We start from the raw sequence: 11,180 nt of genomic DNA on the forward strand, positions 1-11,180 counted from the left end.
ACCGGTGTGGGACACGGGGGACACGCGCCGTGCAGCTTCACCCGTTCGTGTCGTGGCTGCGTCGGACGGGCCTTGACGCCTCGGCGGGAAGCCGCTGATGTCCCTCAAGGCCCTGGTGACGCCCCTTCAAAACCCCGCGAGCCGCCCCGGGGGTCCCACGAACGCACAACAGGGACCAGTTCTCCCCACCCCCGGCCCGCGGGACCTCCCCTCACGACCCCACAGGTCCGCGCAGTCCCGCACGCCACCGGTCACACATCACCACCACGGGTGCAGCGCGCCCCGGCGCACCCATCCGTCGCACCGTGCGCTCCCACGACATCGGCGAAGGCCAGCCGTGCGCCAACACCCCCGCGCACATGAAGCGCGCGGTAGCGGGAACACGCCCCGCGTACGCGCCTGCGCCGCACCACCCGGTCGGCAGCGCACCAGCGGACACACGGCGCACGGGCCGGGGCGAACGGGGGACGGCACGCGGGCCCGCCACAGCCACACGGACTTCACCACACGGCGCGAAGTCGCCGGGCGACCGCGGACCTGCAAGAACCCCGCTCGGGGCGGCGGTCATCCCGGGAAGTCGCTGGTGGAACGGGAACTCAGCTCTGGGAGGGCAGCGAGGCCGCCCCGGCGCCCGTTCCGGGCTCCAGCGCGTCGAGCGCCCTGCGCAAGCCGGTCAGCTTGCGTTCGAGGTGAGCGGCGGTCGCCACGGCGGCGGCGTCGCCCGCGTCGTCGTCGAGCTGCTTGGACAGGGCCTCGGCCTGCTCCTCCACGGCCGCGAGCCGCGCCGACAGTTCGGCGAGCAGCCCCGCGGGTTCCTTGCCGTTGCCCGAGCCGCCGCCTTCGAGCTGGAGCCGCAACAAAGCGGCCTGCTCACGCAGTTGACAGTTCTTCATGTACAGCTCGACGAAGACCGACACCTTCGCACGGAGCACCCACGGGTCGAACGGCTTGGAGATGTAGTCCACGGCGCCGGCCGCGTAACCGCGGAAGGTGTGGTGCGGACCGTGGTTGATCGCGGTGAGGAAGATGATCGGGATGTCCCTCGTCCGCTCCCGCCGCTTGATGTGCGCCGCGGTCTCGAAGCCGTCCATGCCCGGCATCTGGACGTCCAACAGGATGACCGCGAAGTCGTCCGTGAGCAGTGCTTTGAGCGCTTCCTCCCCGGACGATGCCCGCACCAGCGTCTGATCGAGCGCGGAGAGGATGGCCTCCAGCGCCAGCAGATTCTCCGGCCGGTCATCGACCAGGAGGATCTTGGCCTTCTGGACCATCGCCCGTCCTCCTCGTCCCGGCAGTGCACCGGGCGCCGCCCCAGGGGACGACTCTGTTGCGCCGTCCGTTCTTGTGCCGGTCATGGTAGCCGCACCCCGCCTATCGCCACACCCTGTCACCGCGATGTCACTGTGCACGTAGCAGAAACGTCGCGGGGGACCAGAAGGTTCCCCGAATCCCGCACTTCTACACGGGATCGGCCACAGTCCGTCAGCGTAACTTGGCGGTGGGACAAGCTTTTCGGCCCCTCCCGCATCCGTTCACTCGTCGCGCATCCACTGCTCCATCACGGTCAGCAAGTAGTCAGGGTCGACCGGTTTCGTTACGTAGTCGGACGCGCCGGAGTCGATCGCCTTCTCCCGGTCGCCCTTCATGGCCTTCGCCGTCAGCGCGATGATGGGCAGTCCGGCGAACTGCGGCATCCGACGGATCGCCGTGGTCGTGGCGTAGCCGTCCATCTCCGGCATCATGATGTCCATCAGCACCAGGGTCACGTCGTCGTGCTGTTCGAGGACCTCGATGCCCTCCCGACCGTTCTCCGCGTACAGCACCGACAGACCGTGCTGCTCCAGGACGCTGGTCAACGCGAACACGTTGCGGATGTCGTCGTCGACGATGAGGACCTTCTCCCCGTCGAACCCGAAGTTCCGCCGCTCCGTGCCGTCCTGCGCGCCCAGGTCGTAGTCCGTCTCCGCGCCCCGTCCGCTCCCCGCGCCGCCGCCGGCACGGGCCGAACGGTCCACGGGGGGCACCGGCTGCGCGGGCGCGGGCAGTACGGGACGCGGCGCCGCGCCCTGGACGGGCGTCGCCGGCCGGCGACGCCGGCGGAAGTTGGCGGCGGGGCCGTTCTGCGCGTCCCGGTACGAGCGCACCTCCGGCGGCGTATCGGTGACGGCCGGCTGCTTCGCCCCGGACTCCAGGGCCGCGCCCGGCTCGCCCGCGGACGGCAGTTGGCCGTACCCGTGCGGCGGCAGACCGCTCGGGTGCAACGGCAGGTAGAGCGTGAACGTCGAGCCGCGCCCCGGTTCGCTGGCCGCGTGGATCTCACCGCCGAGGAGCCGTGCGATCTCCCGACTGATCGACAGACCGAGCCCCGTGCCGCCGTACTTGCGACTGGTCGTCCCGTCGGCCTGCTTGAACGCCTCGAAGATCACCCGCATCTTGCCGGAGGCGATCCCGATGCCCGTGTCGGCGACCGAGAACGCGATCAGGTCGGCGTCCGCGTCGGTGAGGGAACCCGACTCCAGGAGCTGTTCCCGGATGGCGACCGGCACGTCCGCCCCCGCGGTCCGGATCACCAGTTCGACCGCACCCGAATCGGTGAACTTCACCGCGTTCGACAGCAGGTTGCGCAGCACCTGGAGCAGCCGCTGCTCGTCGGTGTGCAGGGTCGCGGGCAGCTCCGGCGAGACCCGGACCGAGAAGTCCAACCCCTTCTCCGCGGTGAGCGGACGGAAGGTGGCCTCCACGTAGTCGACGAGCTGCACCAGCGCGATCCGGGTCGGCGAGACGTCCATCTTGCCCGCCTCGACCTTCGACAGGTCGAGGATGTCGTTGATGAGCTGGAGCAGGTCCGAACCGGCGCCGTGGATCGTTTCGGCGAACTCCACCTGCTTCGGCGTGAGGTTGGTGTCGGCGTTGTCCGCGAGCAACTTGGCCAGGATCAGCAGCGAGTTGAGCGGGGTCCGCAGCTCGTGCGACATGTTGGCCAGGAACTCGGACTTGTACCGCATCGACACCGCGAGCTGTTCGGCGCGCTCCTCCAGCACCTGGCGGGCCTCTTCGATCTCGGTGTTCTTCACCTCGATGTCACGGTTCTGCCGGGCCAGCAGTTCGGCCTTCTCCTCCAGCTCCTCGTTGGACTCCTGGAGCGCCTTCTGCCGGTTCTCCAACTCCGCTGACCGCTCACGCAGTTGCTCGGTCAGCTCCTGCGACTGTTCGAGCAGGACCTCCGTCTTGGTGTTGACGCTGATCGTGTTGACGCTCGTCGCGATCATCTCGGCGATCTGGTTGAGGAAGTCCTTCTGGATGTGCGTGAACTGCTGGAACGCCGCCAGCTCGATCACCCCCAGCACGGTCCCCTCGAACAGCACCGGCAACACGATGACGTGCGCGGGCGGCGCCTCGCCCAGCCCGGAGGAGATCTTCAGATAGCCGGGCGGAACGTTCTCCACCAGGATCGTCCGCCGCTCCTTCGCCGCCGTCCCGATCAGCGTCTCACCGGGCCGGAACGAGGTCGGCATCGTCCCCATCGAATAGCCGTACGAGCCGAGCATCCGCAGCTCGTAGCCGTCCTGCCCGTCCTCCTGCGCGGCCACCAGGTCCTGGCCGTCGTCCGCCACCGCCAGGAAGAATGCGCCGTGCTGCGCGGACACCACCGGGGTCAACTCGCTCATGATCAGCCCGGCCACGTCGTCCAGGTCACGGCGGCCCTGCATCAGACCCGAGATACGGGCCAGGTTGCCCTTGAGCCAGTCCTGCTCCTTGTTGGCGATGGTCGTGTCCCGGAGGTTCGCGATCATCGTGTTGATGTTGTCCTGGAGGTCCTGGATCTCCCCCGCCGCGTCCACGTCGATCTTCAGATTGAGGTCACCGCGGGTCACCGCCGTGGCGACCGCGGCGATGGCGCGCACCTGACGAGTCAGGTTGCCGGCCATCTCGTTGACCGACTCGGTCAGGTCCCGCCAGGTGCCGTCGACGTCACGCACCCGCGCCTGACCGCCGAGCTGGCCCTCCGTCCCCACCTCACGGGCGACCCGGGTGACCTCCTCGGCGAACGAGGACAGCTGGTCCACCATCGTGTTGATGGTCGTCTTGAGTTCGAGGATCTCGCCGCGCGCGTCGATGTCGATCTTCTTGGTGAGATCGCCCTTCGCGATCGCCGTGGTGACCATGGCGATGTTGCGGACCTGGCCGGTCAGATTGGACGCCATCGAGTTCACGGACTCGGTGAGGTCCTTCCAGGTGCCCGAGACGCCCGGCACCCGGGCCTGACCGCCGAGGATGCCGTCCGTGCCCACCTCACGGGCCACCCGGGTCACCTCGTCCGCGAACGACGACAGCGTGGTCACCATGGTGTTGACGGTGTCGGCCAGCTGCGCCACCTCGCCGCGCGCCTCCACCGTGACCTTCTTGGTCAGGTCGCCATTGGCGACGGCCGCGGAGACCTGCGAGATGTTCCGCACCTGACTGGTCAGGTTGTTGGCCATCAGATTGACGTTGTCGCTGAGGTCCTTCCAGATGCCGGTGACCCCGGGCACCCGGGCCTGACCGCCGAGGTTGCCCTCGGTGCCCACCTCACGGGCCACCCGGGTCACCTGCTCGGCGAAGTTCGACAGCTGGTCCACCATCGTGTTGACGGTGGTGACCAGCTCCAGGATCTCGCCCTTGGCGTCCACCGTGATCTTCTTCGAGAGGTCACCCCGGGCGACCGCCGTCGTCACCTCGGCGATGCTGCGCACCTGGATCGTGAGGTTGTTCGCCATGAAGTTGACGGACTGGGTGAGGTCCTTCCAGGTCCCCGACACCCCCTGCACCTCGGCCTGACCGCCGAGGATGCCCTCGGTGCCCACCTCGCGCGCGACCATGGTCACCTGCTCCGCGAAGTTCGAGAGCTGGTCCACCATCGTGTTGAGGGTGTTCTTGAGCTCCAGGATCTCGCCGCGCGCATCCACGTCGATCTTCTGCGACAGATCGCCCCGCGCCACCGCCGTGGCGACCTGCGCGATGTTGCGGACCTGGGTGGTCAGATTGCCCGCCATGCTGTTCACCGAGTCGGTGAGGTCCCGCCAGACCCCCGCGACGCCCGGCACCTGGGCCTGCCCGCCGAGCCGGCCCTCGGTACCCACGTCCCGGGACACCCGGGTCACCTGGTCGGCGAACGCGGACAGTTGGTCCACCATCGTGTTGATGGTGTTCTTGAGCTCCAGGATCTCGCCGCGCGCATCCACGTCGATCTTCTGCGACAGGTCACCCCGCGCCACCGCCGTCGTCACCTGGGCGATCTGCCTCACCTGGGAGGTGAGGTTCCCGGCCATGAAGTTGACGGAGTCCGTGAGCTCCTTCCAGGTGCCGCTCACCCCGTCGACGCGCGCCTGCCCCCCGAGGCGCCCCTCCGTACCGACGTCCCGCGCCATCCGCGTGACCTGGTCGGCGAAGCTCGACAGCTGGTCCACCATCGTGTTCACGGTGTTCTTCAACTGGAGCATCTCGCCGGAGACGTCCACGGTGACCTTCTGCGACAGGTCACCGTTGGCGACCGCCGTCGTCACCTGCGCGATGTTGCGCACCTGACCGGTGAGGTTGCGGAACGCCGTGTTAACGGAGTCCGTCAGGTCCTTCCAGGTACCGGCGGCACCCTGCACATGCGCCTGACCACCGAGTTCACCCTCGACGCCGACCTCGCGCGCGACCCGCGTCACCTCCGCTCCGAACCCGGAGAGCTGGTCCACCATGGTGTTCACGGTGTTCTTCAGCTCCAGCATCTCCCCCGCCACGTCAACGGTGACCTTCTGCGACAGGTCACCGTTGGCGACCGCCGTCGTCACCGCGGCGATGTCCCGCACCTGCGTCGTCAGGTTGCGGAACACCGTGTTGACGGAGTCCGTCAGGTCCTTCCAGGTGCCCGCGGCGCCCGGCACCTGGGCCTGACCACCGAGCCGGCCCTCCGCACCGACCTCGTTGGCGACCCGCGTGACCTCGTCGGCGAACGTCCGCAGCGTCTCGGTCATCTGGTTGATCGTCTCGGCGAGCTGCGCCACCTCGCCGCGGGCGCTCACCGTCACCTTCTGCGACAGGTCACCGCTCGCCACCGCCGTCGTCACCTGGGCGATGCCACGGACCTGCGCGGTGAGGTTGCCGGCCATCAGGTTGACCGAGTCCGTCAGGTCCTTCCAGACGCCCGCCACACCCGGCACCCTGGCCTGACCGCCCAACTCGCCCTCGGTCCCGACCTCACGCGCGACGCGGGTCACCTCGGACGAGAACGAGGACAACTGGTCCACCATCGTGTTGACGGTGTTCTTCAACTCCAACATCTCACCGTCGACGTGCACGGTGACCTTGCGGGACAGGTCCCCCTTGGCCACCGCCGTCGTCACCAGCGCGATGTCCCGCACCTGGGCCGTCAACCGGTCCGCCATCGTGTTGACGGAGTCCGTGAGGTCCTTCCACGACCCGGACATCCCCCGGACCCTGGCCTGCCCACCGAGCTTGCCCTCGGTCCCCACCTCGCTGGCCACCCGGGTGACCTCGTCGGTGAACGTCGACAACTGGTCGACCAGGTTGTTGACCGTGCGCCCGACCTTCAGGAACTCACCGCGCAACTGCGGCCCCGCCCCGTTCGCACCGGGGGGACGCAGCTCCATCCGCTGGTCCAGGTCCCCCTCGGCGACCGCGGACAACACCCGGCCCACCTCGGACACCGGCCGCACCAGATCGTCGACCAGGGCGTTCGACGCATTGATCGCGGTCGCCCAGGAACCCTCGCACGGACCCGGATCCAGCCGCTCTGTGATCTTTCCCTCACGTCCGACCATCCGACGGACCCGAGCCAGTTCACCCGTGAGGTGGAGATTGCGCTCGGCGACCTCGTTGAAGGCGGCCGCGATCTCCGCGAGGACGTCGTCGCCGGTGACCGGGAGCCGCTTGCGGAAGTTCCCTTCCCGCATCGACTCCAACGCCGCCAGCAGACGGTGCAGCTCCGCCGTCTGGACGGCGGTCGTCCCCCGGTGCGCTGAACGCGCCTTCCTCACGGGCTGTCCGCCCTTCGCGCGCGTGCTGGTGCCACGCGCCGACGCGCCAGACTCCACCGTGATCCCTCCCGCAGGGGTCGACCTCTGTGCATTGGACCGTCCTCATGAAGCCTGCCCAGTGTTTCACCCCGACGGAACCAGGCCATAACAGTTCGGCAGCTTCGCACAACCTCCGCCCGTACCCCCCTGGGGGCGGAAACTCCCTCGGGCGGCATCCGCATGGACCGCGAAGGTAAGTAACCTGGCATGCGGCTGTCCACCCACCCGGTCCGCCCGGCCAGGACGGTGGCAAGAGTACGAGCGGGCATCGGAGGGCGGCCCCAGCATGACCACCGGACTGCAACCGCCCGGGGGGCAATCCCCGGACCCCCGGCCGCACCAGGCCGACGACGGGGAAGCACAGTACGTCGAAAACCGGACGAGGAGTTCTGTGATCACCGCGCGCGCGGCAGCCGCATTCCCACCCGCGAGCCGGTCCGTGGCCACGGCCCGTTCCTTCGTCCGGGACACGCTCCAGGGTTGGGGATTCACCGACGTCATCGACGACGCGGTCGTCCTGACCAGCGAACTCGTCACCAATGCGGTGATCCACGCAGGCACCTCGGCGGAAGTGCAGTGTCTGCGTTCCGGCGACACGGTCCGCATCGAGGTGTCCGACCGCTATCCCGAACGGGAGATCCCGCTCCAGCAGGCCCACGCCGCCCTGCGCAGCCCCGACCGCGAAGGCGGCCGGGGCCTCCAGCTCTGCGCCGCGCTCGCCGGCCGCTGGGGCGTCGAGTACACGCCCACCCACAAACGGGTGTGGTTCCAGATGGAGTTGCCCGACCGCCCCGTCGGCACCCGCACCGCGGGCCCCCACCTCCCCACCGGCCTGCTCCCGGTCACCGACGGGCGGGTCAGGGTCGCGGTGCTCCAGGTCGACGGCGCGGGCGCCGTCAACGCCTGGAACGAGGACGCCGGGGAACTCTTCGGCCACAGCGCCGAACACGTCATCGGCAAACCGCTCACCGACCTCGCCGCCTGGCCCCACACCCCCGGCACCAGCACCGGCATCGTCGAAGCCCTCCAGCTCTCCCGCTGGGAGGGCAGCTACGGCATCCGCAGCGCCACCGGCCGGGTCGTCCCCGTCTACGCCTCGCACCTGCGCGTCCGCGACACCGAGGGCGAACCGTCCACGGTCTGCCTCCTCGTCCGGGACCACGAACGCGCCGTGATCCAGACACCCGTACGCGTCCCGGCGCCCGACACGGGCTCCGCGGCCGAATCCGGCCCCGCCGACCCGTTCGAGGTGTTCATCGGCTCCCCCGCCCCCGACGACCTCGACGGCCTCCTCCAACGCACCGTCGAACGCGCCCGCGACATGTTGGACGCCGACGCCGCGTTCCTGCTGCTCGCCACGGACGACGAGACGGAGCTGGAGGTGCGTGCCTCCACCGGGCTGCCCTCCGCCCGCCAGCGCTTCGCCCGCGTCCCCGTCGAGGCCGGCCCGGGGCGTTACGGCTCCGCCCGGATGCCGGCGGTCCACGAGGACCTGTCGGTCGTCCCGGGCGCCGTCCCCCTGCTCCACGGCACGGGCATGCGCTCGGTCGTCACGGTCCCGCTGAAGGTCGAGGGCCGTCTCACCGGCTCCCTCGGCGTGGCCGCGGAATCGCCCGACCGCTACTCCAACGAGGAGGCCCTGCGGCTCCAGTTCGCCGCCGACCGCATCGCCCTCGCCGTGGAGTCCGCCCGCCTCGGCGAACTCGAACGACTGCGCCGCGGGTCCCTGAGCTTCCTCGTCGAAGCGTCCGACCTGCTGGCGGGCACGCTGGACCGCGACCAGACGCTCGCCCTGATGGCGCAGATGACGGTCCCCACGCTGGCCACCTGGTGCGCGGTCTACACGATCGCCGACCAGGCCTCGGACCCCTATCTGTCGTTCGTGCTCCACGAGGACGAGGACCGCATCGACGGCCTCAAGGAGCTCCTGGCCAAGATCGCCCCGCCGGATCCCGTGCCCACCCCGGGCGCCCGGGTCTGGCACGCCCCGGGTCGCGCCGCCCAGGAGGCCGCCGACGCCGACCGCGGTGCGCTCTCCGGGCACGGCGCGGCCGGCGGCGAGACCGTGGTCCTCCCGCTGGTCGCCCGCAACCGTGTGATCGGCATGCTCACCCTCGGCCGACCCGCCGACGACCACTTCCGCCAGGAGATCCTGGAGCTCGCCGAGGACCTGTCCCGTCGCGCGGCCCTCGCCCTCGACAACGCCCGCCTGTACTCGGAGCGCACGGCCATCAGCCAGTCGCTCCAGCGCAGCCTGCTGCCCCCGCAGACGCCCGAGATCCCCGGCGTCGAGGTGGAGGTCATCTACCGCGCGGCCGGTGAGGGCAACGAGGTCGGCGGCGACTTCTACGACCTCTTCCCGATCCGGGACGGCGCCTACGGCTTCGCGATCGGGGACGTCTGCGGCACGGGCCCGGAGGCCGCCGCGGTGACCGGTCTCGCCCGGCACGCCCTACGGCTGTTGGCCCGGGAGGGCTTCGGCGGCCCGGCGGTCCTGGAGCGGCTGAACGCGGCGATCCTCGACGAGGGCGCCCGTAGCCGCTTCCTCACCCTGCTGTACGGGGAGCTGTGGCCCCAGGAGGACGGCAGCGCGGTCCTGAAGGTCGTCTGCGCGGGCCACCCCCTCCCGCTGCGGCTACGCCAGGACGGCACCGTGGAGGCCGCCGCCGAACCCCAGCCGCTGCTCGGCGTGATGGAGGACCTGGAGCTGTACGAGCAGACCGTCACCCTCGATCCCGGCGACGTCCTGCTGTGCGTCACGGACGGGGTCACCGAGCGCCGCGAGGGGACCCGCATGCTGGGTGACGACGGTCTCACGGAGGTCCTGGCCTCCTCCACCGGGCTCACCGCGGGTGCGGTGGCGGCTCGGGTGATGCGCGCAGTGGACCGCTTCGCGAGCGCCGCGCCCTCCGACGACATGGCGATCCTCGTGATGCGCGTCCCGGGCCTGGACGTGTAGGGCTCCGGACACGGGGAAGGCCCCGGCCGTCACGGCCGGGGCCTTCCCCTTTCTCGCTGAGCCCCCAAACGGAATCGAACCGTTGACCTTCTCCTTACCATGGAGACGCTCTACCGACTGAGCTATAGGGGCCTGTCGCTCTGCGGTTTCCCGCGTTGCAACGGAATAGATCATACCCCGAACACAGGGGTGCTCCGCACCGCTTCCGCCGCCTTCCGACCACCGTTGCCTTCCGACCACCGTTCAGAAGGCAGCGGCCAGCCAGGCGGCGGGAGCGGGCCGCACGACGTCCCCGAGCGAGTTGCACACGGAGACGATCCGTCGCGCCTCACGGCGGGTGAGCCCGGCGCCCACCGGCAGGGCGAGCGTCTCGTCCGCGGCCCGTTCGGTGTCCGGCAGGACCACGCTCCGCCGGTACTCGGGCAGCCGGTGGACTGGGGTCGGCACCGGTATGCGGCAGTCCACGCCCCGGGCCCGCAACACCCGTGCGTACGCGTCCCGGTCGGGCCGTCCGTTGCCGGGCACCCGGACCACGTACTGCCGGTAGGTGTGCCCCGCGCCGCCCTCGGGAACGCGAACGCCCCTCAGTCGCCCGTCGAAGTACTGTGCGTGCAACCTGCGTCGGGCCACCTCGTGATCCTCGTCGGCGCCCTCGTCGCCATCCTCCTGCTGCTGGAGCAGGAGGAGCCCGCGGCGTCGGCCGAGTTCGGTGAGCGGCCCGGTGGCCGCCGGCCGCCCGAACCGGTGCACCAGGACGACGGCCGCGGTCCGTGAACCCACCACGGCGTCCACCCGGTCCGCATCGAGGCAGTACGTCGTCGGGTCGATGTCGGCGAAGACGGGCACCGCCCCGACCGCCACCACCGCCCGGGCCGCCCCGCCGTCGTCGAAGGCCGGTACGACGACCTCGTCTCCCGCTCCGACACCGGCGGCACGCAACATCGCAGCTGTCCCCATGCGGTGATGCTCGCGCCACGACATGAACGGCCGGTGACGACAACACGGCCCAAAACAAAAAAGGAGTGGTTCCCGGACCCTAAGGTCTGGGAACCACTCCTTCTCTTCAAAATTTGTTCGGCGGCGTCCTACTCTCCCACAGGGTCCCCCCTGCAGTACCATCGGCGCTGTGAGGCTTAGCTTCCGGGTTCGGAATGTAA

The 11,180-nt window shown here is 69.9% G+C and carries 4 protein-coding genes, 1 tRNA gene and 1 rRNA gene; 1 reads left to right on the forward strand and 5 read right to left on the reverse strand.

The window, feature by feature from the left end; all coding sequences use genetic code 11:
• Positions 1 to 596: 596 nt before the first annotated feature.
• Entirely contained in the window at positions 597 to 1,271 is a 675-nt protein-coding gene (locus ACFV88_RS11285; protein WP_385488668.1) for a two-component system response regulator, read from the reverse strand.
• A gap of 261 nt (positions 1,272 to 1,532) precedes the next feature.
• The gene (locus ACFV88_RS11290; protein ID WP_385488671.1) at positions 1,533 to 7,082 is read right to left on the reverse strand and encodes a HAMP domain-containing protein; all 5,550 of its coding nucleotides are present in this window, start codon (positions 7,080 to 7,082) and stop codon (positions 1,533 to 1,535) included.
• Positions 7,083 to 7,350: 268 nt separating this feature from the next.
• Between ACFV88_RS11290 and ACFV88_RS11295 the strand changes: the two genes are divergently transcribed.
• Positions 7,351 to 10,023, forward strand: a complete 2,673-nt coding sequence (locus ACFV88_RS11295) for a SpoIIE family protein phosphatase (RefSeq protein ID WP_385488673.1) — start codon at positions 7,351 to 7,353, stop codon at positions 10,021 to 10,023.
• Positions 10,024 to 10,082: 59 nt separating this feature from the next.
• On the opposite strand, the gene ACFV88_RS11300 is transcribed toward ACFV88_RS11295, so the two are convergent.
• From ACFV88_RS11300 to rrf, 3 genes are all read right to left on the reverse strand, one after another.
• Positions 10,083 to 10,155, reverse strand: a tRNA-Thr gene (locus tag ACFV88_RS11300).
• 111 nt (positions 10,156 to 10,266) lie between these two features.
• Positions 10,267 to 10,980 carry a DegT/DnrJ/EryC1/StrS family aminotransferase gene (locus tag ACFV88_RS11305; RefSeq protein ID WP_385488675.1) on the reverse strand — a complete coding sequence of 238 codons (714 nt, stop codon included), beginning with the start codon at positions 10,978 to 10,980 and terminating at the stop codon, positions 10,267 to 10,269.
• Positions 10,981 to 11,095: 115 nt separating this feature from the next.
• Positions 11,096 to 11,180, reverse strand: a 5S ribosomal RNA gene (rrf, locus tag ACFV88_RS11310); the annotation flags it as partial.

The organism is Streptomyces sp. NPDC059816, from assembly GCF_042732055.1.
Lineage (GTDB): Bacteria > Actinomycetota > Actinomycetes > Streptomycetales > Streptomycetaceae > Streptomyces.